Source organism: Brevibacterium aurantiacum (genome assembly GCF_007558825.1).
Classification (GTDB): domain Bacteria; phylum Actinomycetota; class Actinomycetes; order Actinomycetales; family Brevibacteriaceae; genus Brevibacterium; species Brevibacterium aurantiacum_A.
Genome location: NZ_VLTK01000006.1, coordinates 170214 through 190959, shown reverse-complemented (window position 1 = coordinate 190959; position 20746 = coordinate 170214). Strand labels below are relative to the sequence as shown.

At 64.5% G+C, this 20746-nt stretch carries 21 protein-coding genes, 1 tRNA gene and 1 pseudogene; 8 read left to right on the top strand and 15 right to left on the bottom strand.

Annotated features, from left to right (window positions below; genetic code table 11):
• Positions 1–134 precede the first annotated feature (134 nt).
• Entirely contained in the window at positions 135–815 is a 681-nt protein-coding gene (locus FO013_RS12195; RefSeq protein ID WP_143922801.1) for a LysE family translocator, read from the top strand.
• 101 nt (positions 816–916) lie between these two features.
• On the opposite strand, the gene FO013_RS12190 is transcribed toward FO013_RS12195, so the two are convergent.
• From FO013_RS12190 to FO013_RS12160, 7 genes are read right to left on the bottom strand one after another with little or no spacing between them, the layout of a single operon-like run.
• Positions 917–1930: a sugar phosphate isomerase/epimerase family protein gene (locus FO013_RS12190; protein ID WP_143922800.1), complete on the bottom strand. Its 1014-nt coding sequence runs from the start codon at positions 1928–1930 to the stop codon at positions 917–919.
• Positions 1927–2919 (bottom strand): sugar phosphate isomerase/epimerase family protein, encoded by a 993-nt coding sequence (locus FO013_RS12185; protein WP_143922799.1) that lies wholly within the window; start codon positions 2917–2919, stop codon positions 1927–1929. Before FO013_RS12185 ends, FO013_RS12190 begins: the two co-directional genes overlap by 4 nt.
• A 49-nt stretch (positions 2920–2968) precedes the next feature.
• On the bottom strand, positions 2969–4180 hold the full coding sequence (locus FO013_RS12180) for a substrate-binding domain-containing protein (RefSeq protein ID WP_143922798.1): 1212 nt from the start codon (positions 4178–4180) through the stop codon (positions 2969–2971).
• Between the two features lie 16 nt (positions 4181–4196).
• Positions 4197–5318, bottom strand: a complete 1122-nt coding sequence (locus FO013_RS12175) for an ABC transporter permease (RefSeq protein WP_143922797.1) — start codon at positions 5316–5318, stop codon at positions 4197–4199.
• Positions 5315–6400, bottom strand: a complete 1086-nt coding sequence (locus tag FO013_RS12170; protein WP_260848120.1) for an ABC transporter permease — start codon at positions 6398–6400, stop codon at positions 5315–5317. Before FO013_RS12170 ends, FO013_RS12175 begins: the two co-directional genes overlap by 4 nt.
• Positions 6397–7956 (bottom strand): sugar ABC transporter ATP-binding protein, encoded by a 1560-nt coding sequence (locus FO013_RS12165; RefSeq protein WP_143922796.1) that lies wholly within the window; start codon positions 7954–7956, stop codon positions 6397–6399. The genes FO013_RS12170 and FO013_RS12165 overlap by 4 nt, the downstream gene beginning before the upstream one ends.
• On the bottom strand, positions 7953–9053 hold the full coding sequence (locus FO013_RS12160; RefSeq protein WP_143922795.1) for a Gfo/Idh/MocA family protein: 1101 nt from the start codon (positions 9051–9053) through the stop codon (positions 7953–7955). Before FO013_RS12160 ends, FO013_RS12165 begins: the two co-directional genes overlap by 4 nt.
• Before the next feature lie 109 nt (positions 9054–9162).
• On the opposite strand from FO013_RS12160, the gene FO013_RS12155 reads away from it, so the two are divergent.
• The 4 genes from FO013_RS12155 to FO013_RS12140 all read left to right on the top strand — a co-directional run bounded on the left by FO013_RS12155 (position 9163) and on the right by FO013_RS12140 (position 12936).
• Positions 9163–10350 carry an ROK family transcriptional regulator gene (locus FO013_RS12155; protein WP_143922794.1) on the top strand — a complete coding sequence of 396 codons (1188 nt, stop codon included), beginning with the start codon at positions 9163–9165 and terminating at the stop codon, positions 10348–10350.
• A gap of 188 nt (positions 10351–10538) precedes the next feature.
• Positions 10539–11378, top strand: a complete 840-nt coding sequence (locus FO013_RS12150; RefSeq protein WP_143922793.1) for a PhzF family phenazine biosynthesis protein — start codon at positions 10539–10541, stop codon at positions 11376–11378.
• The gene (locus FO013_RS12145) at positions 11375–12472 is read left to right on the top strand and encodes a methyltransferase family protein (protein WP_143922792.1); all 1098 of its coding nucleotides are present in this window, start codon (positions 11375–11377) and stop codon (positions 12470–12472) included. Before FO013_RS12150 ends, FO013_RS12145 begins: the two co-directional genes overlap by 4 nt.
• 32 nt (positions 12473–12504) lie before the next feature.
• Positions 12505–12936, top strand: a complete 432-nt coding sequence (locus FO013_RS12140; RefSeq protein ID WP_143922791.1) for a YdeI/OmpD-associated family protein — start codon at positions 12505–12507, stop codon at positions 12934–12936.
• Positions 12937–13004: 68 nt separating this feature from the next.
• On the opposite strand, the gene FO013_RS12135 is transcribed toward FO013_RS12140, so the two are convergent.
• Positions 13005–13373 (bottom strand): VOC family protein, encoded by a 369-nt coding sequence (locus FO013_RS12135; protein ID WP_143922790.1) that lies wholly within the window; start codon positions 13371–13373, stop codon positions 13005–13007.
• Positions 13374–13446: 73 nt separating this feature from the next.
• Between FO013_RS12135 and FO013_RS12130 the strand changes: the two genes are divergently transcribed.
• Entirely contained in the window at positions 13447–13923 is a 477-nt protein-coding gene (locus FO013_RS12130) for a MarR family winged helix-turn-helix transcriptional regulator (RefSeq protein WP_143922789.1), read from the top strand.
• A 20-nt stretch (positions 13924–13943) separates the two neighbouring features.
• Here the strand turns inward: FO013_RS12130 and FO013_RS12125 are convergent, their stop codons facing one another.
• From FO013_RS12125 to FO013_RS12115, 3 genes are all read right to left on the bottom strand, one after another.
• Positions 13944–14411 (bottom strand): VanZ family protein, encoded by a 468-nt coding sequence (locus FO013_RS12125; protein ID WP_260848119.1) that lies wholly within the window; start codon positions 14409–14411, stop codon positions 13944–13946.
• 229 nt (positions 14412–14640) lie between these two features.
• Complete coding sequence (locus tag FO013_RS12120) at positions 14641–15726, bottom strand: NAD(P)-dependent alcohol dehydrogenase (RefSeq protein WP_143922788.1); 1086 nt, start codon at positions 15724–15726, stop codon at positions 14641–14643.
• A 170-nt stretch (positions 15727–15896) separates the two neighbouring features.
• Positions 15897–17708, bottom strand: coding sequence for a bifunctional 3'-5' exonuclease/DNA polymerase (locus FO013_RS12115; RefSeq protein WP_143922787.1), 1812 nt, complete (start codon positions 17706–17708; stop codon positions 15897–15899).
• 165 nt (positions 17709–17873) lie between these two features.
• Here FO013_RS12115 and cmtR point away from each other — a divergent pair, with 165 nt between their 5' ends.
• Both cmtR and FO013_RS12105 read left to right on the top strand, forming a co-directional pair.
• Positions 17874–18257 carry a Cd(II)/Pb(II)-sensing metalloregulatory transcriptional regulator CmtR gene (gene cmtR / locus FO013_RS12110; protein WP_143922786.1) on the top strand — a complete coding sequence of 128 codons (384 nt, stop codon included), beginning with the start codon at positions 17874–17876 and terminating at the stop codon, positions 18255–18257.
• A gap of 65 nt (positions 18258–18322) precedes the next feature.
• Positions 18323–18943 (top strand): cation diffusion facilitator family transporter, encoded by a 621-nt coding sequence (locus FO013_RS12105; RefSeq protein WP_313900583.1) that lies wholly within the window; start codon positions 18323–18325, stop codon positions 18941–18943.
• Between the two features lie 46 nt (positions 18944–18989).
• Here the strand turns inward: FO013_RS12105 and FO013_RS12100 are convergent.
• From FO013_RS12100 to FO013_RS12085, 4 genes and pseudogenes are all read right to left on the bottom strand, one after another.
• A pseudogene (locus FO013_RS12100) lies at positions 18990–19202 on the bottom strand (short chain dehydrogenase); the annotation flags it as partial.
• 59 nt (positions 19203–19261) lie between these two features.
• Entirely contained in the window at positions 19262–19732 is a 471-nt protein-coding gene (locus FO013_RS12095) for an anthrone oxygenase family protein (protein WP_143922784.1), read from the bottom strand.
• An 18-nt stretch (positions 19733–19750) separates the two neighbouring features.
• On the bottom strand, positions 19751–20218 hold the full coding sequence (locus tag FO013_RS12090) for a DUF1801 domain-containing protein (RefSeq protein ID WP_143922783.1): 468 nt from the start codon (positions 20216–20218) through the stop codon (positions 19751–19753).
• A gap of 308 nt (positions 20219–20526) precedes the next feature.
• Positions 20527–20610, bottom strand: a tRNA-Leu gene (locus tag FO013_RS12085).
• Positions 20611–20746 lie beyond the last annotated feature (136 nt).

Below are 20746 nucleotides of genomic sequence, written 5' to 3'. Positions count from 1 at the left end.
CCCAGTCTATGAACCGACCCTGAGTGACGTCTTCAGGCTCCGTTCCGAAAGTCCGCACGGGTCGTCGGTCATGTGATCGAACTCTCCGCGTCAGACCCTTACCTGCGGTTGAGCCGCGACCATAGAATTCTTCTGTGCCGACCACCGACGCTCTTCTCGCCTTTCTCGCCGCAGCCCTCGTCATCATCGTGATTCCGGGGCCGACGGTGCTCTTCGTCGTCGGCCAATCACTCTCACACGGCAGACGTTCAGGCCTGACGAGCGTGCTCGGCGGCAGCGTCGGCATCATCCCGATCATCGTGGCCGTGGCCTTCGGGGTGGGCACCATCGTCGCCCAATCGGTCGTCATCTTCACGATCGTCAAGATCCTGGGCGCCGGCTACCTCGTATACTTGGGCGTCCAGGGCATCCGACACCGCAAGGTCGGCAATGAGGTGCCCGAGGACCCATCATCGGCGCTGGAGGCTGAGACCGAAGCGGATTCCTTCGTCCCCGCTGGTCGTGAAGTCACCTATCGCTCGATGTTCATGCAGGGCTTCATCGTCGGCATCTCGAACCCGAAGACCATCATCTTCTTCGTCGCAGCCCTCCCCCAGTTCGTCTCGATCGAGGCCGGGCATGTGCCGTTGCAGATGATCGTCCTCGGTCTCCTCTTCCAGGCTCTTGCCCTGTTCTCGGACGGGTCGTGGGCCTTCATCGCCGGTACCGCGCGCAGCTGGTTCGCTCGCTCGCCGAGGCGGATGTCGCGCATCCGTGGAATCGGCGGCGGCATGCTCATCGGCTTGGGCGGAACGTTGGCCTTCGCCAGTCAGTAGACGGACACCGTTGCGCCCACTGGTCCGAGTTGCTGCGCCCGCTGGTCCGGGTCACTGCGCCCACTGGTCCGGGTCACTGCGCTCAGTCATCCGAGCAGCACCTACTGGTTCGAGAACGCGGCATCGAAGGACGCGTCAGGCTTCTTCCACAGCAGTTCACGGATGCGCACGACCGCCTCGGCGGCACCGTGGAGACGATCCATCCCGGCATCTTCCCATTCGATCGAGATCGGCCCGGTGTAGCCGATCGACCTCAGCGCTCGAAACGCGTCCTCCCAGTGCATGTCCCCGTGCCCCGTCGACACGAAATCCCACCCTCGCCGAGGATCACCCCACGGAAGATGCGAACCGAGGATGCCGCTTCGCCCGCTCGCAGGCCGAAGTCGTGTGTCTTTGCAGTCGACGTGGTAGATGCGATCGGCGAAGTCGGTGATGAAGCCGATCGTGTCCAGGCCCTGCCACAGCAGGTGGCTCGGGTCCCAGTTGAGGCCGAAGGCTTCCCGGTGTTCGATGCACTCCAGTGCCCGCACCGTCGTCCAGTAGTCGTAGGCGATCTCAGACGGATGAACCTCGTGAGCAAAGCGCACCCCCTCGCCATCGAAGACGTCGAGGATCGGATTCCACCGAGTTGCGAAGTCCTCGAAGCCGGCATCGATGACCTCGGCTGGGACAGGTGGGAACATCGCCACATACGGCCAGATCTTCGATCCCGTGAACCCGACTACAGTGTCTACACCGAGCTTTCGGGCCACCCGGGCTGCCCGCTTCATATCTTCAGCGGCTCGTCGGCGCACCCCTTCCGCGTCGCCATCGCCCCAGACGTAGTCACGCACGATCGCCTGATGGCGGAAATCGATCGGGTCGTCGCACACGGCCTGGCCTGCCAGGTGATTCGAGATCGCCCACACCTTGAGACCGTACCTGTCCAGAACATCGAGGCGTGACTGCAGGTACGCAGGATCTTCGTCAGCCCTGGCGAGGTCGAGATGATCACCGGAACACGCGATCTCCAGCCCGTCATAGCCCCAGGATGCCGCCAGCCGAGCCACCTCCTCGAACGGCATATCGGCCCATTGACCAGTGAATAGAGTGACTGGATGAGATGAATCGGTCATTGCTGCTCCCTCGCAGATATATTCGCTGCCTTGTCCGCCGGGCTCGTGTCCGCCGGGACCCTGTCCGCCGAATCCCCGTCCGCCGCGTCCCCGTCGGCTGAATTCCTGCCCGCCGCTCCCGTACCGGAAGCCCGCGAAAGCTGCAGTTCGGTGAGGAATTCGGCGCTGGATCTTGCCAGTTCGTCTTGGGTCCTTGCCAGGGGACGCCAGATGGACGCAGCCACGGCGATGGTGTCGTTGTCTGCGGTGAAGCTCTCCAGTGTCAGCGGTCCCGCGTAGGCGATGTCATCGAGAGCATCGAGAAAGGAGTCCCAGTCGGTGTGGTCCCCGCCCACGGCCCCGCGATCGTTGCCGCATACCTGCACGACCCGACAATGCTCCCCGGCGGCCCGGATCGCGGCTGCCGGGGAACGCTCCTCGATGTTGAGGTGATAGCTGTCCAGAGCCAGCCCGACACCACGGTCCAGCAGGGGTTCGAGAGCATAAAGGGCCTGGTCGACGGTGTTGATGATGCTGGTCTCGTACCGATTGAGAGGTTCCACAGCCAGGGTCACGCTGCGTTCGGCGGCATAGTCGGCAACGGGACGCAGTGCCTCCCGAAGCACCTCCACGACCCTGCTCCGATCGCCCGCATCCATCCGCCACACTCGGCCGGTCGCGGCCGTGAACGGACCCGCCACGGTGGGCGAGCCCACGGCGAGAGCCACATCCACACAGTGCCGGAGGTAGTCCTGGGTATCCGCACGATACAACGGGTCGATGAGGTCACGACCGGGACCCATCGCCCCCACGATCCGCGCACCCATTCCGTACCCGGCAAGCACCTCAGCGGCGGAGTTCGGGTCCCATTCACCCGGGTTCTCCACTGGCAGTTCCAGCAGACCGAACCCGAATCGTCGGGCCCGGTCCGCCAGATCGCCGAGGTTCTCCGTCGTCAGCGGAGACGTCCACACCCAGGTGTTGACGCCGATCTCACGGGGTCCGATCATGTCCTCACTCCCGTTCATCCGCACACGCCGAGTCATCCCCATTCCCCGATCAGGGGATGACTCGGTCCTGCCACACCTTTGGATATCCGGCCATGTCCTCGCCGCCGAACTTCGCATAGTGGCCATCGGGCATTCCCTTGTTCCGGTCAAGGTACTCATCGAGGTCCTCGGCCGTGATCGGGCTCTGGGGCAGCACCCATTCGGTCGGGACGTCCTCACCTTGGAAGATCTTCTCCGCGGCCAGCAGCGGGGTCCGCCACTGGAAGTTCGTGTACACGGGAGCCAGAGCGGTCATCTCGGTGTCCTTCCACTTCCGCAGGAAGCTCAGCTCGTCCTCGCCGGTCATCACCGGGTAGTCCTTGCCAGCATCCTCGAATGCTTCGATCGCGGATACGGCGCCGTCTCCCGCATCCATCCAGATGCCCTGGACGTCGCCCTTCGCCAGCTCATCTGAGACGACCTTCTTGATCTCGGCCGGGTCACCTTCGGTGAAGTAGTCGACGACCTCGATTCCGGCCTCACCGAAGAGCTTGTCCGCTGCCGCCCAGCGCTGTTCGAGCACGTCGACACCTGGCAGAATCCGCAGCGCCACGACCTTGTCGCCCTCGCTGAGGTTGTCGATGAGGAACTGCGAGGTGTCGATGCCCCATGCAAATCCGCCGATCGGGTGGATGAACGTCACGGCGCAGTCCGTTTCGACACCACGGTCGAAGACGATCACGGGCTTGTCTGTCTTGCATGCGCGTTCGACGGCCGGTGTGATTGCGGCCGTCGAGTTGGGCGAGATGATGAAGCCATCGCAGTTGCCTTCGGCGATGAAGTAGTCGATGTCCGCAATCTGCGTATCGTCGTTGTCCTGAGCATCACGCGTCTCCATCTCAGTGATGACACCGTTCTTCTTCAGCTCCTTGAGCTGCTCGTTCATCGTGATCCACCCCGTCTGGCGCCAGGGGTTGGAGATCGATGCATTCGCGAAGCACATCTTCTTCCCACCATCGGACTTGAACTCCGAGGTGTCGCCCATCTTCGGGTTGATCATCTGCAGGTAGGGCTTGTCCTCCGCGCCATCCGGTTCGACCTCACGCTGTTTGAACTGCTGGTCGTAGAGCTCCTGGTCGAACCATTCCTCGGCCGGTGCCTCCTCCTGCGCACCTTCGCCTTCGTCCGCCGGTTCCACAGACGGGTCGGTCGTGCACCCCGCCAATGCGATGAGAGCGGCGGCACTGGCAATGCCGAGCGCGCTCCTCAGTCCTCTTCTCATGATGTTCTCTCCCTTGTCATTTCCGTGCGGCTTCGTCGCCGCCGGTGAGTTGGATCGGCGAAGGTGTCCCCGCCGAGGTTGTGCTTGGGTCGGTCTGTTCATTCGTCGGGCTCGTGGTCGCCGAGGTGGCAGGCCGTCTGCGCTTCTTCGCGAAGACCACACCGGAGTATGCGACCGCAGCGATGATGATGGCTCCTTGGATCGCGTCGCGCATCGTTGCCGGCACCGAGGTGAAGTTGAGCAGGGTGAAGAGTGACTCGAGCGTGAAGGCTCCGATCAGTGCGCCGAGGACGGTTCCCCGTCCGCCGCCGAGGACCACGCCTCCCAGAACGACTGCCGTGATGGCGGTGAATTCGTAGCCCTGGCCGACTGAGGGATGGACCCCGGCATAGCCGGCGAGGAGTACTCCTGCCACTGTCGCTGCGAGGGAGGACAGGACGAAGGCGAGAGTCTTCGTCCTCCACACGTTCGCTCCGGCGAAGGCCACCGCCTCTGCGTTGTCGCCGATGGCGACCACGGTCCTGCCGAATGGTCTCCGGGAGATCCAGACGGCGAAGACGATGACTGCCACCAGAATCAGGACGGCATAGGGTAGGAGGCCGAGGATCGCGATCCCCTCGATCCCGCCCCGGCCGAGTTGCCGGAAGGATTCGGCGGGATTGCCTGTCGCCGCTCCGCCCGTCCACCACATGACTGCGCCGTGGATGACGAGCATCGTGCCGAGGGTGACGATGAACGAGGGAACCTTGAGCAGCGTCGTGGCCAGCCCGTTGACGATGCCGACGACGACGCCGATGACCAGCATGATGATGAGCACCGGCACCGTCTTCGAGTCGTCCTCGCCGATGAGATGGCCAGCGGTCATCACCTGCGCGGTGACCACTGCGCCCATCGACAGGTCGAATTCGCCGCTGACGATGACGAAGTACTGGCCGATGGCGACGATGACCACGGGCGAGACCCGCTGGATGAAGCGCATGAGCGCACCCGGCTCTGCGAAACTCGGGTTGAGGACGACGATGGCGATCAGGATGACGATGAGGAGGACGACCACGGCTCCCCGCGGATCCACAGCCCGTTCGATCAGTCGACGAAGTCCCCCATCGCCGAGGCGGGTCTCCGGAGTTCTCGGAATCATCCTCGGCTCCCTTCACGGTCGGTCTCGAGGTCACGCTCGGGGTCACGGTCAGTCTCGGGGTCACGCTCGGGCACAGCCCCGGTGGCGATGTTCGGTCCTGGTGGCGCATCGGCGAAGCGGATTCTGCGGGCGATGACCCGGCGGCGAGCGTAGAGCGCCACGGCGATGATGATGACGAGTCCGCGGATGACGTCCTTGAGGAAGGGGTTGAACTGCATGACGCTCATGAGATTGTCGAGGACTGCGAAGATCGCGACACCGCCGATGGTCCCCCAGATCGAACCGCGTCCGCCCATGAGAACTGTTCCGCCGAGGACCACCGCGGCGATCGAGAGCAGATCGTAGCTGCCCTGTGAGCCGACGGTCGGGCTGCCTACACCCAGGCGACTCGCCAGCAGCAGACCCGCCAATCCTGCACAGACGGAGCTGCCGATGTGAGCTCCGATCAGTGGCAGGCGCTGCCGGACGCCGGAGAGTCGGGCGACCTCCGAGTTGCCGCCGACGGCAAACAGGTGGTGGCCGAATCTGGTCCGGACCAGGAGGAATGCCACGAGGCCGGCAAGGGCGAGCATGACGATCGTCGAGATCGGCACCGGTCCGACGCCGGTGGCGCCGAAGAGCTGGAACGACCAGGGAACACTGCCCTCTGTGCCCTGGTAGTTCGTGTCCAGATACCCCTTGAGGATGAGACCGACTCCCAGAGTCGCAACGAAACCGTGGACTCCGAGGACGGTGACGATGAGTCCGTTGGCCAGACCGATGCCGGCCGTGACCACCAACGTCAGCAGCACCGCAGGGAGGACCAATGCATCGCTGCCGTTCATCGTCTGCGCTGCGACCAGACTGGCCAAGCTCATGACATAGGGAACGGAGAGGTCAAGGGATGCTCCGAGGATCACGAGCGTCTGTCCGATGGCGACGAGACCCAAGACGCTCATCCCGGTGAGAATGTCACGGACATTGCCCGGGCTGAAGAAGTTGCGACCGGTCGTGGCCACGAGGACGGCACCGATGATGAGCACTCCGATGAGTGCGAGATAGACGAGTGCGGTGGTATCGAGGCGACGCAGCTGGGTTCTCATCGTTCCCCCACCTCCCGGGAGTCAGCGCTGGCCCGGGAGTCAGCGCTGACGTGCGCGTCATCACCGACCACCTGGGCCTCGGTGCCGGTGGCCAGGGCCAGGACCTCTTCCTCCGTCGAACTCGGAGGAAGCTCCCCGGCGATTCGGCCATCCGACATGACGAGAACCCGATCAGACATTCCCAGGACCTCGGGAAGTTCGCTGGAGACGAGGACGATCGCCACACCTCGGCGGGCGAGGCTGCGGATCAGCTTGTAGACCGCGACCTTCGCGCCGACGTCGATTCCTCGGGTCGGTTCGTCGAGCAGCACCACACGTGGGGAGGTGGCCAGCCATTTGGCCAGAACGACCTTCTGCTGGTTGCCGCCCGACAGCGCTCGGACCTCCTGGTCCGCGTTGCGGCTGATGACCTCGAGAGATTCGAGGATCCCCGGGATCTCGGCGCGCATACCGGAAGTGCGGGAGGGGAAGACAGCGCGGATCGCCAGCAGCGCATTGTCGAGAATGGATTGGGAGAGCACCAGACCTGTGCCCTTGCGGTCCTCCGTGACCAGAGCCAGACCCCGCCGGACGCCCTGTCGGGCGGAGGCGATGCGGACCGCCTCGCCGTCGAGGTGCAGCGTACCGCGGGTGAACGGCTCAGCACCGAAGACCGCGGACAGCAGTTCCGACCGTCCCGAACCCTGCAGGCCGGCCAGCCCGAGGATCTCACCGGCGCGCAGGTCGAGGGCGATGCCGTCAAGCTGTTCGTTGCCTCCGCCGGTCACCGAGAGCACTGTGTCGCCGATCTCCGTTCCCGTCTCGGCCTCGGGAAAGAACGTGCTGATGGGCCTGCCGACCATGGCGCGCACGAGCCCCGCCTGATCCATCTGGGACGCCGGTTCGCTGGTGACGAGAGCACCGTCCTTCATCACGGTGATCGTGTCGCAGAGGTCGAAGACCTCCTGCAGTCTGTGCGAGACGTAGATGATCGCCACGCCCTTGGATTTGAGAGTCTCGATGACCCGGTAGAGGACTGCAACCTCATTGTCGGACAGCGCCGCGGTGGGTTCGTCCATGGAGATCACCCGGGCATCGACGGAGAGTGCTTTGATGATCTCGACGATCTGCTGTTCGGCCACGGTCAGCCAGCCGACCTTCGCATCGGGGGTGATTCCCTGAACGTCGAGTTCATCGAGGAGAGTCTGGGTCTTCGACCGCATCGTGCGCACATCGACAAGGCCGCGTCTTCGGGGCTCTCGACCCAAGAAGACGTTCTGCGCGACGGTGCGATCGGGCAGCAGGTTGAATTCCTGAAAGACCGTCGCCACGCCTGCCCGGCCGGCATCGACGGGATGGGAGAAGTCGACGACCTGGCCATCGATGCGCACCTCGCCGCCGTCCCTGCGGTAGACGCCGGCGATGATCTTCATCAGCGTGGACTTTCCGGCTCCGTTCTCCCCGACAAGGCCGTGGACCGTGCCGGCGTGCACCTCGAGCGCGATATCGTGCAGCACTTCGACTCCGAAGAACTGTTTGCTGATCCCCGTGGCGCGCAGCACCGGTGCATCGGTCATGGCGCTTCGACCTCGACCCACGTGCGCTCGGCTGCCGATGTGAGCACGGCTTCTGTCACGGATGCCGCGCGAACGCCGTCGGCCAAGGTCGGCACACCTTCACGCTCCTCACCGGCGAAGACAGCGTAGGAATCGGCGACGAATGCATTGAATGCATCCTGATAGCCCTGCGGATGTCCTGCCGGGACCCTGCACAGCCGAGCGGCATCGGCCGACAGGACCTCTGGGTCGCGCATCAAGAGCAGACTGCCGGCACGACGGCCCACCCACAGCTCTTCGGGCTGCTCTTGGGCGAATCGCAGACTTTCCTTGGATCCCGCGACCTCGATGACGAGGCCGTTCTTACGTCCCGGCGCGAGCTGGGAGATGAGGACCGAGCCGATTCCACCGCCGCTCATCTCGACCGTCATCGCAACTGTGTCTTCCGTGGTCACCGTCGCTCCGCCTCGGCGGGGGTGGACGGTTCTCGTCGTTGCGACCAGGGACACTATGCGTTCGTCGGTGATGAACTCGATGAGATCGACGAGGTGGGAGCCGATGTCCGCGAAGGCGCGGGAGGGGCCTCCGGAGCCGGCATCGACACGCCAGTTGTCGTCATCGGCGCTGAGCATCCAATCCTGAAGATAGCTGGCATCGATGGTCAGCAGAGCCCCGGTGTCTCCTCGCCGGATTCGGGCGCGGGCCTCACGCACCATCGGGTGATAGCGGTAGACGAACGGAACGGTTCCGCCCAGTCCCAACGATGTCGCATGCTCGAGGATCGAGCGCGCGGTGGCTGCGTCAACGGCCAGCGGCTTCTCGCAGATGATGTGGGAGCCGGAGTCGAGGGCTCGCCGTGAGTGTTCGGCGTGGGTGCTGTTCGGGGTGCAGACATGGACGACGTCGAGCTCGTGGTCGAAGAGATCGTCACCGGTCGCGGCTGCCCGGTAGCCGAGTTCAGCTGCAGCGCTGCGGCTGCCGGCGGCGCTCGAGCTTGCGATCACCTCGAGGTGAGCTCCGGCGGCGCGAGCGGCACGGGTATGCGTGCGGGCCATGAAGCCGCCACCCACCATCCCGATTCGAGGTGGAGGGGCGAAAGCCTGGGCGACAGTGTCCATGAATCATTCTGATGCCAGCTTGCCTACTTCTGTCAAGCCTTTTTTAAAAGTAAGTTATCAATCGTCACCTTTGGGCAATGTGCTTTACCGAATGTGCTTTACTGAAGGGATGAGCCAGGTGACAGTTTCGCAAGCCCCTGACCTGTCGCATGCCGGCGGGCTCTTTCAACTCCTGCGCGACGGTCAGCCGCGGACTCGGGCCGATCTGGCGAAGTCGACCGGTCTCTCACGTCCCACCGTCGCGCAGAGGATCGACCAGCTTCTCGGCCTGGGGCTCATCACCCCCGTCAGCGACGCCGTGTCGACAGGCGGCCGGCCGAGCTCGCAGTTCGCCTTCAATCCTCGAGCCAGAGTGGTCGTCGCCGCGGACTTCGGCGCCTCACACGCTCGGCTGGCGGTGACGGATCTGACCGGCGCCGTCCTCGCGGAACTCGGCGAGGAACGCGAGATCTCCGAAGGACCCGTCAGCGCCATAGAGTGGCTGACCACTTCGGCGCTGCGCCTGCTCGCCGAGGCTGATCGCAGTGCCGTGGATGTCGTCGGGGTGGGCATCGGCCTGCCCGGTCCGGTCGAATTCTCCTCGGGTCGTCCGATCAATCCGCCGATCATGCCCGGATGGGACCGGTTCGATCTGCCGGGTGCCCTCAAGGAGACGTTCTCCGCCCCGGTTCTCGTCGACAACGACGTCAACATCATGGCCCTCGGCGAACGCAGCTCAGCCTGGCCCGACACCACGGATCTCATCTTCGTCAAGGTCGCCACGGGAATCGGAGCAGGCATCATCTCCGGCGGCTCACTGCGCCGCGGCTCGCACGGAGCCGCGGGTGACATCGGCCACGTCGCCCTGCCTCGCGCGGCCGACGTTCCGTGCGCCTGCGGCAATCGCGGGTGTCTGGAAGCGGTCGCCTCGGGGCGTGCGATTGCGCGCGAGCTCGCGCGGTCGGGGCTGGGGACGAGGACTCCGGCCGACGTGGTGGGGCTCGTCAAGGCCGGTGATCTGGCGGCGATACAGGCCGTCCGTCAGGCCGGCCGCGACCTCGGCGAGGTCCTCACCACATGCGTGAGCCTGATGAATCCCTCCCTCATCCTCATCGGCGGGACCATGGCGCAGGCGGCCGAACATCTCGTGGCCGGTGTTCGCGAAGTCGTCTATGCGCGCTCCATCCCTTTGTCGACCGAACACCTGACGATCGCCCCCTCGCGCGCAGCCGGAGATGCCGCCATACTGGGCGCGGCGCATCTGGCCATCGATGCGGCCCTGTCTCCCGACCGGATCGCTGCCGCCCTCAACCGGTGACGACGACTCGACACACGACAGACCACGTCAGCACAAATAGCAGGCTATCTTGTCACTCGCGGTGCCCACAGCGGTTCTGACACTCCGACGCAACAGGACCTGATCCCCCACCTGGAGCTTCACCCCATTACCATGGGAAGTGCGCACCCTCAAGAAACAGCGCCCTTTCAACGAAGGAGTTCCCCCTCTTGCCTCATAATCGAGCATTCGCCCAGGTCGATGTCTTCTCCAGCGAGCCCTTTCGCGGCAACCCTGTGGCCGTGATCCTCGACGCAGAGGGGCTGGCCGATGAGGACATGGCTCGGATCGCGAATTGGACGAATCTTTCGGAGACCACATTCGTCCTCCCACCCAGCGACCCACGCGCCGACTACCGCCTGCGGATCTTCACTCCTGCCCGCGAGCTCCCCTTCGCCGGGCACCCCACACTCGGCTCGGCGGCCGCATGGCTGGAGGCAGGAGGCGTCCCGCGCAGCGAGTCGACCGTGGTCCAGGAGTGCGGTGCCGGACTCGTCAATCTTCGCCGAGGTGGCCAGACCCTGTCGTTCGCCGCTCCCGACCCGATCCGCACAGGTGACCTCGACGAAGGCTTCGTCGAGCAGATCGCCTCCGCACTCCGCATCGACCGCGCAGAGATCCTCGGTCATCAGTGGGTCGACAACGGACCAGGCTGGGCCGCAGTGAGACTGACGAGTGCGCAGCAGGTCCTCGACCTCGAACCTGACTTCTCGCAGATTCCCGACGCCAAGCTCGGCGTCCTGGGTTCCCACCCGGATGAGAGCGAGCATGAGTTCGAGATCCGAGCGTTCGTCCCCGGCGCAGGCGTGGCCGAGGATCCCGTGACGGGCAGCCTCAATGCCTCAGTCGCGCAGTGGCTCATCGCTTCCGGCATTGCGCCGGAGAAGTACACCGTCACGCAGGGCACCGCGCTCGGACGAGCCGGTGTCGTCTCGATCTCCCATGAAAACGATGAGGTCTGGGTCGGCGGATCCACGACCGTGTGCTTCCGAGGGACGGCGTTCGCATGAGCCGATCGATGAAGATGCCGAGCAGGCACAAAAAGCCCACCGCACAGAACAAGCCGGTGCGGATCTTCCACGGTCGAATGTACTTCGCCCTCCAGGCACTCGCCGGCGCCGCGTGGTGGCTCGGCACCATCACGCTTCCAGCACTGCGTGAGGCGACGCTGGGTGGTCTCAGTCCGCTGCTCGTCGCCATCGTCGACGTCCCGCTGTTCGTCATCGGCTCGGCTCTGGCAGCACTCAACTTCCGCTGGGCCGTCTGGGTGGCCACCGCCTGGACGACTCTCGTCGCCCTCTGCATGGTCATCTATGCCACCGTCACCACCGAGGCGGGCCTGGGCGCCGTCCTCATGGTGGCCGCAGCAGTGGGCAGCGTCCTCGCCGGGACACTCATGATCCTCGGCAGGATCCCATCCGAACGCCTCGTCACCGGCCCATTCGCCTTCCGCAGCTCTCACACCCGCGTGAGGTCTCAGCTCCTGATCAGAACCACGATCCAGATCGTGGTCTTCTGGGGCCTGTTCCTCATCGTCATTCCGGGGATCATCAATTCGTTCGAGGAACGCTGGAACCTGTCCGTGAAGTTCCCGATCCTTGTGATCGTCGCCGGTTTCGCCCTTCTCGCCTTCGGCACCGTCCTCGGCGTGTGGTCTGCGCGGACGATCGCGAACTTCGGTTCCGGTACACCCCTGCCCGCCGCGATGGCCCACCATTTCGTCAAGCGGGGACCGTACGCCTTCGTTCGCAATCCCATGGCCATCGCCGGCATCGTCCAGGGTGTGGCGATCGGGCTCTTCATCGGTTCATGGATGGTCATCGCCTACGCCATCGCCGGTTCTCTGCTGTGGAACTGGCTGATCCGCCCGCACGAGGAAGCCGACCTGCATCAGCGCTTCGGGGCCGAGTACGACGACTACGCGGCACGAGTCTCCTGCTGGATCCCGACGTTCTCACAGGCCGACGAGGACTATGACGATGAGGACGAGGCCGATGCGGACCATGCCGAGGTCGAACATGACCACGCTGCGGCCGAACAGGACCGCGCCGCGGACATCCACGTCGACGCCGACGGGGCCCGCGCCGACCGCAACGACTACTAGAGCACGCGCCCATTCGGGCGTAGGCTTCGGCCATGGTCACCTTCACAACGACTCTCCTGCAGCTGGGCAATAATGTCGGCATCGAGGTGCCCGAGGACATCGTGCTCGGCTTCGGAGTCGGCAAACGAGTCCCGGTCATCGTCACGATCGCCGAGTACTCCTATCCCTCCACGACCGCGGTGATGGGCGGAAAGTTCCTCCTCCCATTGGCCAAGGAACATCGTGAGGCGGCGGGCGTGTCCGGCAACGAGACCCACGAGGTGACACTGACCCACGACACCTCGTCGCGCGAGACCCCGGTTCCCGATGACCTCGCCGAGGCGCTCGACAGTGCCGGCGTCCGTGTGGTCTTCGACGGGCTGGCCCCTTCGAAGCGCAAGGAGCATGTGCGTCAGGTCGAATCGGCAAAGGCCGAGGCCACGCGGGAGCGCCGGATCGCGAAGATCGTCGATTCCCTGGGGTGAGCACCCTGCGAGAGGTCAACATCCCAGGTCACCGTCAGGCACTCCTCAGCCGGCCGGGTGCCGAAGACTCACCTGGCGTCGTGCATGGTCACCGTGTAGCCCTCGGGATCGACGAAGGCGAACGTCAGGCCGAAGGGGCTCGGCGCCGGGGAGCGCAGGATCTCGACCCCTGATTCGACGAGGCGGTCGTGCAGAGCCTGGGCATCATCGCAGTTGAACCACAGCGCCACCCCGATTCCGGGGCGATCGACCGAGTCGAGATCAACGCCGGGCAATGGCTCACGCACGGCGAACGATATCGGAGAGGTCGCGAAGACCACCGCTCCGGGCGGCCCTGCTGGCGCCCGCGTCAGGCCGATCGTCTCCTCGTAGAATTCGGCCGACTTCTCCAGGTCTCGCACCTGCAGTGCGAGGAAATCCGGTCCTGTCACAGTCATGATCGTTCCCATCTCTTGCCGCTGAAATATATGTCAGGGTTCTGACATAAGCAATGTATGTCAGAATACTTACATGAGTCAAGAGCCACCACAGGCACCAGATGCACTCGAAGCCCTGATCGGATATCAGCTCAAGCACCTGCAGTCGGTGCTGCGCTCGCACATGGACGAGGCGCTGCGACCGCTGGGCATCTCAACACCGCAGTATGCCTGCCTCGAGCTGCTGCGTCGGGCTCCGGGAGCGTCGAACTCGGAACTCGCCCGCGGGGCCTTCGTCACCCGGCAGACGATGAATACCCTGCTGAAGGGCCTGCAGGACCGGGGTCTCGTGACGCGGGCGGCGAAAGCTGAAACCGGCAGGGCACTGCCGACGACCCTGACCGATGAAGGAGGGAGGACCCTCGACCGGGCCGTCGAACGTGTTGAGAGGATCTCGGCACTCATGGTCTCCCCGCTCGACGAGGAACTCAAACGCCACCTCGGCGAGGCTCTCGATCTGTGCATCAGCGCCCTCGAGAATGAGGACATGAAGGGCGCACCCGAGAGCTGAGGTCGCCGAGGTGCGGGTCCTCAACGCACGACGCGATCGACCTCGTCCGGTTCATCTCGAGAAGGCAGCAGGACCATGAGGACCAGCGCGAGGACGGCACCGATCACGGCACCGAGCGTGTTCGTGATGAGATCGCTGATCGTGCCGTAGCGAGTGGGCGAGAGCAGAGTCACCTGGGCCCCCTCGATCAGGCACGTGAAGGCCGCGCCCGCCACCCAACCGACCCACCAGCGCCGACGCCCCATCTGCAGTGCGAGCAGGAATCCGAAGGGAACGAACATGGCGACATTCGCCAGCTTCTCGACGAGTGTATAAGTCAGCCATGACGTCACCTGATGATCGGCGAAGAACTGGAGCAGCCTGCCGATCGGACCCGCCGGGCTGACGTCGAGCTGGTAGGGGGTCAGCGTCATGAAGCCGATGAAGACGGTGTAGAAGATCAGCAGCACCAGGGGCATATCGCCCATCCGTCTCTGCCGACTCGCCATGCGGCTCAGACTACCGCCGATACCTGATGACAGCGCCCGGATTGCGGTAACCCGCAATCCGGGGCCTCGACCGTTCAGCCGACGAATCGGGCACTGAGTTCGTCGATCCTCATCGCTGAGAACCACCCCGAGGACCGGCGTGAGCGGTTCCAGCGCAGGGACAGGCTGCATTGCAGAAAAGGGGCCGCCTCGCTGAATAATCAGCGAAACGGCCCCTTCACCTCAGCAATCAGGCGAGCGCGGTCACCTCGGCGCCCTCAAATGTTGCGGTGTCGATGACGGCACGGAAGTAGACGTCGCCGGCGACGACGCGGTCATAGGTCGCATCCGCTTCGTCGATGCTCACGGTCTCGATTGTGGCGGCGATGTCGTGCTTCGCGCAGAAGTCGAGCATCTCCTGTGTCTCGGCGATGCCGCCGATCATCGATCCGGCCAGCACCTTGGCGCCGCCGATCACGGAGGCGAAGGACAGCGACTGCTTCTCCGGAGGCATACCGACGACGGTCATGACTCCTCGGGCCTTGAGCAGACTCAGGTACTTGTCGACGGGAATGTCCGCGCTGATCGTATTGAGGATGAGGTCGAATTCTCCGCGGTGCTTGCTGAAGAAGTCCTCCTCTGTCGTCGCGAGCATCTGCTTCGCGCCGAGCTCGAGCGCCGCCTTCTCCTTATTCAGGGTGCGGGAGAGGACGGTGACGTCCGCGCCCATGGCAACGGCGATCTGGACACCCATGTGGCCGAGTCCGCCGAGTCCCAGAATGGCGACCTTCTTCGGTGCTCCGTCCTTGCTCTCACCTGCGCCCCAGCGGTTGAGCGGCGCATAGGTGGTGATGCCGGCGCAGAGCAGCGGGGCCGCAACGTCGAAGTCGAGAGCGTCGGGGATACGGCAGACGAAGCGCTCGTTGACGACGACCTTCTCGGCGTAGCCGCCCTGGGTGATGGTGTCGTCGACGTCGGTGGAGTTGTAGGTCCCGACCTGGCCCTTGAGGCAGTTCTGTTCCTGCCCTGCCCGACACTCCTCACACTCTCCGCACGAGTTGACCATGCAGCCCACGCCCACGCGATCGCCGACCTTCCAGTCGGTGACGTCGGAGCCGACGGCCTCGACGACGCCTGCGATCTCGTGGCCGACGGTCAGGGGGAAATGCGCCTCGCCCCATTCGTTGCGGATGGTGTGGATGTCGCTGTGGCAGATTCCGGCGGCCTTGATGTCGATGACCACGTCATCGGCCCGTGGGTCGCGGCGTTCGATGTTGGCAACCTGGAACGGCTGGTCGGGGCCGGTCTTCTGCAGTGCCTTGACGGTGATGCTCATGTGAACTCCTCGAAGTCAGTGGTGTTTCCGTTGCTGAAGATGGGCTCCGGTGCCGATTGTGGGCACAGCGCCACAACCCAAACACGCATCACGCGGGTCCTATTCCATGCGCGGGCACTTATCTGTCGTGAGGTGGGCCTCAGAGCCCGTCCCGAGATGTGCGCCCGCCGTCAGCCCTTGGCCGCCCGCTCGGAGATCGTGAGATCGAGAGGAAAGTCGACCGGTGCATTGCCGAACAGGAGCTTCCCCGCCGAGGCGGCCGCTTCCCTGATCGCCTCCGCCGCGGCTTCGGCCTGCTGGGCCGGGGCATGGACGATGACCTCATCGTGGAGGAAGAACACCAGGTGAGCTCGTCGTGAGAACACCGGCCCCGAGGCCGTGGCCACGTTCCCCATCGCTTCCCCCGCCGAGGCAGCTCCCGGGTTCCCGTCATCGACGGTCGGCAGCCGGCCCAACCTCAGTCTCAAGTCGGCCAGCCAGGCCAGTGCCCATTCGGCGGCGGTTCCCTGGACGACGAAGTTGCGAGTGAAGCGTCCCTGGTCACCGGCGGCGCGCCGGGCACGGTTCTCGTCCTGTGGGGTGGCGTCGAACTGGTTCGCCGCGGACTGGAGACGACGCCACCCTTCGCCTGGCGCCGGTGAGGTCCTGCCCAACCACGTGGAGACGACTCCTCCGCGTGAACCCACCTCGGCGGCGGAATCGACCAGGCCCATCGCGGCGGGAAAGCTCGTGCGCAGGCGGGGCACGAGTCTGCCGCTGTCACCGGTCGTGGAACCGTACATGGCGCCGAGCACGGCGATCTTCGCCTCCTGTCGGGTGCCGACGATGCCTTCGGCGACGAGGCCGGAGTACAGGTCACGGCCACGACCGGCCTCGGCCATAGCTGCGTCCCCGGACATGGCGGCGAGCGCCCGTGGCTCCAGCTGGGCGACATCGGCCGAGATCAGCCGCCAGCCGGGGTCCGCGCGCAGGGCCGGTCGCAGCTGACGGGGAATCTGGAGAGCACCGCCGCCGCTGGCTGCCCAGCGACCGGTGACGACTCCTCCGGGCACGTAGACGGGACGGTACCGGCCCTCGGAGACCCATTCGTCGAGCCAATGCCAACCGTTGGCAGTCAGCAGACGTGACTGCTTCTTGTACTGCAGCAAGGGTGCGATGGCGGGGTGTTCGCTCTGCTCGAGCTCCCATTTCGACGTCGAGGCGACATTGATTCCGGCGGCATGCAGGGAGTGGAGGAGTTTGACGTGGGAGTCGAGATTGGCCCGCGGATCGTCGAGAGCGGCTCTGACCTCCTCGGCGACGGCGAGCATCTTCGCAGGCTTCGCATCCCGCGCAGGACGGGGCCCGAGCTCCTCAGCGAGGATTCGGTCGTGTTCGGCGACGTCCCAGGGCACTCCGGCCGCCTGCATCTCCGCGGCCACGAGCCCACCGGCGGATTCCGCGGCGAGCAGCAGACGCAGCCGGCCGGGATCGGAGGCAGTCTGCACGGCGGTGGACTGACGGGAGAATTCGGCGAGCGCAGACTCGATGTCGTGCGGGACCGTTTTGATGTGGCTGCGTCGTTCGGTGACTTCGAAGAGCGCCTCCGCCTCGGGCGCGGTCGGGGCGCTCACGGGGCCCGCCTCCCATTCTTCGGCGGCCGCAACCCCTCCGCGGTCGGTCACGAGTTCCGAGCGCATGAGTATCGCGTGGGTCAGTCGCAGGTCATAGCAGCGTTCGATCTGCACCCCGGCGGCCAACAGGGCTGGGTACCAATTCGGAGTGTCGCTGAAGACCCACCTGGGCCGGTCCTCTGCTTCTCGGCTTCGCACGAATTCCGGCAGCTCATCCACGCCGAGTTGGTGGCGCCCGATCCGCTGCCTGGCATCGTCGAGGTCGACGACGGCGATCATCGAACCCATACCCCGAACGCCGCCAAGGGCACGATCGGGCGCACGGCCGATCACACACCACGCAGCGGGGGCAGAATCGGGTGAGGTCATGGAACCAAACTACTGCCTGTGCAGGACAGAGTGAGATCCGGCCCGCAAATGTCGTGTTCTGCGCTGTCCGGAGCCGGTGAATTTCGTTGTCGTGCAGGATCCAACAGGCCGACGAATACGTTCAGCCCTCTCGATATAGGTCAGCGCATACTGTATGGTCAGCATATGCTGACCATTGCTTCTCGCGTCGACGTGATGAACCGTCTGGGTCGGGCCATGGCCGATTCAACCCGCTCGCGAATCCTACTCTCGCTGTTGGACTGTCCCGGATATCCTGCGCAGCTCGCGCGCGATCTGGATCTGACCAGGACGAACGTCTCAAATCATCTCGCCTGTCTGCGCGGATGCGGAATAGTCGTGGCCGAGGCGCAGGGGCGACAGACCAGATACGAGATCGCGGATCCCCACATCAGCTCGGCCCTCAACAGTCTGCTCGACGTCACTCTCGCAGTCGACGAGAGCGCCCCCTGCCTCAACCCCTCCTGCACCGTGCCCGGCTGCTGCGATCGCGAACCTGCCGACGACCGTGACAATCGGGCCAAGGCGTGAGCAACACGGCTGTTCTCATAGCTCCACCACGCATACAGGTTCTGCGTCGACGCATCAGGATCGTCGTGGCCATCACCATCACGTGGAACGTCATCGAGGCCGTCGTGGCTCTCATCGCAGGTGGGGCAGCCTCCTCGGCGGCGCTCATCGGCTTCGGACTCGACTCGATCGTCGAAGTCCTCTCTGCGGCAGCCGTGGCATGGCAATTCGCAGCGCCCGACCCCGAGAGAAGGGAGAAGACGGCCCTGCGCGTGATCGCGGTGTCCTTCTTCGCCCTGGCAATCTACGTCAGCGTCGATGCGATCGCTTCCCTGTCCGGTTGGCGCGATCCAGAGCATTCCACCGTCGGCATCGTCATCGCCGCCCTGAGCCTTCTCGTCATGCCGTTCCTCAGCTGGTTCGAACGTCGCACGGGGCGCGAACTCGGGTCCGCCTCGGCGATCGCAGATTCCAAACAGACCCTGATCTGCACATATCTCTCTGTCGCTCTGCTCGCAGGTTTGCTGCTCAACAGCATCCTCGGGTGGGCATGGGCGGACTCCCTCGCTGCTCTCGTGATCGCCGTCTTCGCCATCAGAGAGGGTATCGAGTCGTGGCGCGGGGACGCATGCTGCGCCGCTCCAGTGTCTGTGCTCACCGGCGAACACGAGGCCGACGGCTGTGCTGGCGATCGCTGTCAGGATTGACCTCGGCAGGCTGTGTTCCCAGGACTCAGGGTGACTTCTCACTTCACTTGTAGGCCCTCATTCGGTCAAAGGGCGTCTCCCAGTTGGTGCCGCCTCGGTTGGCCGCGATGCTGACCTGCGAAGTCACTTGCGCCCGCCCCTCTCTCAACAGCGGGAGCAGACGACCGACAAGTGCGACGTGGCCGAGGTGGTTGGAGCCGAAGTGGAGCTCGAAGCCGTCGTCGGTCGTCTGCCGTTTCGGTGGGGTCATCACCGAACTCGGCAGCGATTCCAGTGCGAAGCTTCAGCTGCTCTCGGTCATCGGAGCATCCGGGGCATCTATCCGAGACCCATTCCAGCAGTGAAGCAGGCGAACGCACCGATGCTGGTGAGAGTCCGAGCATGGTTCCACCGATTCCAGCGAGACTCGAACCTCTGACGTGCCTCGGTGTCGACTTCTGACCTGTCCAAGGCGTTGTTGAGGGGAACATTCGCGCCGGCAGTGATGACGAAGGTCAACATCGAACAGAGAGCCGCGATCACCAGCCACAACACGGGTTCCGCACCTCCGCCCCACAGCCGAAGGACCACAGATACCACAGCCGACAAGGGTGCCAGACAGAACACGAGCAGGAACAGTGGATTGAGGATTGCAGTGTTGATCGCCCGGAAGGATCGAACGTAGGTACTGTCATCGACACGTCGGAAGCCCGGGATGACGGCGATGCTGAAGGCGAAGAACAGTCCGGCCAACAGCCCGTTGAGGACGATCGCAAGGAGAAGACAGCTTGTGAGAACGCTTGTGAGCATGTCATCCACCCAGGGTCATCAGGCGGTCGCTGAACTGATGAGGTCCGCGATGGCCTCCCACGCAGCCTCACTCGGATCCTCCAAGGCGTAGGAGGTCGGCCAGAATCCATCCGGGTTGTCGAGTGCGGCTTCCGGGCTGAACCCGAATGTGGAGTAGCGGGCCTTGTCCATCCCTCCACTGCGGAAGAAGCAGATGACCTTCCCCTTCCGGGCATACCCGGGCTGTCCGTAATAGAGCTTGGGCGCCAGATCCGGTGCGACGGAGCCGACGATCGAATGGAGACGTTCGGCCATCTCACGATCACCGGCGGGCATCTGCTCGATCTTCGCCAGCAGGTCGGCCTCATCCGCCGCGGCCTTGTCCTCAGACTTGCGTCGCTTCGCCTGGGTCTTGAGCTCCTTTGCCCGATCTTTGATCGCCGCGCGCTCCTGGTCAGAGAATCCATCGTCTCTGGCATTGCTGTCGTCTGTGGCGTTGGGGGACATCGCGCGTTCCTCACTTCGACTTGCTGTGGGGTATCCGTATCCCCACAGTACTTGTGTCCGCGAGGCGGCACTTCTCGAATCCTGATGGATCGGACAGATCCTGCCCACTGCTGCAGAACCCACCCACGGCGACCGGCGTGAGGGTGGAAGTCCACAGTCGAAGTCAAACTCAGCTGGTTCAGGCCTACTCAGCGTGACCTCCTTCGATCGCCTCTCAACTCTCAGGGGGGCACCTCACACGTATGCAGACGCGAAACAGCCCTCCACCGTGGCCCCGAAGGACCCTGGTGAAGGGCTGTTGTTCACTGTGCGCGAGGGGGGACTTGAACCCCCACGACCTTGCGATCACTGGCACCTGAAGCCAGCGCGTCTACCAATTCCGCCACTCGCGCGAACAAGAGAAAACTCTAGCATCGCGACCCCGAAGAATGAAACCGAGCTCAGCCGAAACGCCCGAAACGTGTCGACGTTCACATTCGATGCCCGTCCGCTTCGCGTCTGAGGTGACGCACGCCTCATCTCCCATGA

Coding starts and splice junctions, on each gene's coding strand:
- FO013_RS12190 (WP_143922800.1), bottom strand. CDS start 1,930: ATGACCGATTCATCTCATCCAGTCACTCTATTCACTGGTCAATGGGCC.
- FO013_RS12160 (WP_143922795.1), bottom strand. CDS start 9,053: ATGGACACTGTCGCCCAGGCTTTCGCCCCTCCACCTCGAATCGGGATG.
- FO013_RS12180 (WP_143922798.1), bottom strand. CDS start 4,180: ATGAGAAGAGGACTGAGGAGCGCGCTCGGCATTGCCAGTGCCGCCGCT.
- FO013_RS12185 (WP_143922799.1), bottom strand. CDS start 2,919: ATGATCGGACCCCGTGAGATCGGCGTCAACACCTGGGTGTGGACGTCT.
- cmtR (WP_143922786.1), top strand. CDS start 17,874: ATGCTGACCATTGCTTCTCGCGTCGACGTGATGAACCGTCTGGGTCGG.
- FO013_RS12090 (WP_143922783.1), bottom strand. CDS start 20,218: ATGTCCCCCAACGCCACAGACGACAGCAATGCCAGAGACGATGGATTC.
- FO013_RS12170 (WP_260848120.1), bottom strand. CDS start 6,400: ATGAGAACCCAGCTGCGTCGCCTCGATACCACCGCACTCGTCTATCTC.
- FO013_RS12165 (WP_143922796.1), bottom strand. CDS start 7,956: ATGACCGATGCACCGGTGCTGCGCGCCACGGGGATCAGCAAACAGTTC.
- FO013_RS12175 (WP_143922797.1), bottom strand. CDS start 5,318: ATGATTCCGAGAACTCCGGAGACCCGCCTCGGCGATGGGGGACTTCGT.
- FO013_RS12125 (WP_260848119.1), bottom strand. CDS start 14,411: ATGGCGAGTCGGCAGAGACGGATGGGCGATATGCCCCTGGTGCTGCTG.
- FO013_RS12145 (WP_143922792.1), top strand. CDS start 11,375: ATGAGCCGATCGATGAAGATGCCGAGCAGGCACAAAAAGCCCACCGCA.
- FO013_RS12135 (WP_143922790.1), bottom strand. CDS start 13,373: ATGACTGTGACAGGACCGGATTTCCTCGCACTGCAGGTGCGAGACCTG.
- FO013_RS12130 (WP_143922789.1), top strand. CDS start 13,447: ATGAGTCAAGAGCCACCACAGGCACCAGATGCACTCGAAGCCCTGATC.
- FO013_RS12155 (WP_143922794.1), top strand. CDS start 9,163: ATGAGCCAGGTGACAGTTTCGCAAGCCCCTGACCTGTCGCATGCCGGC.
- FO013_RS12095 (WP_143922784.1), bottom strand. CDS start 19,732: ATGCTCACAAGCGTTCTCACAAGCTGTCTTCTCCTTGCGATCGTCCTC.
- FO013_RS12120 (WP_143922788.1), bottom strand. CDS start 15,726: ATGAGCATCACCGTCAAGGCACTGCAGAAGACCGGCCCCGACCAGCCG.
- FO013_RS12115 (WP_143922787.1), bottom strand. CDS start 17,708: ATGACCTCACCCGATTCTGCCCCCGCTGCGTGGTGTGTGATCGGCCGT.
- FO013_RS12140 (WP_143922791.1), top strand. CDS start 12,505: ATGGTCACCTTCACAACGACTCTCCTGCAGCTGGGCAATAATGTCGGC.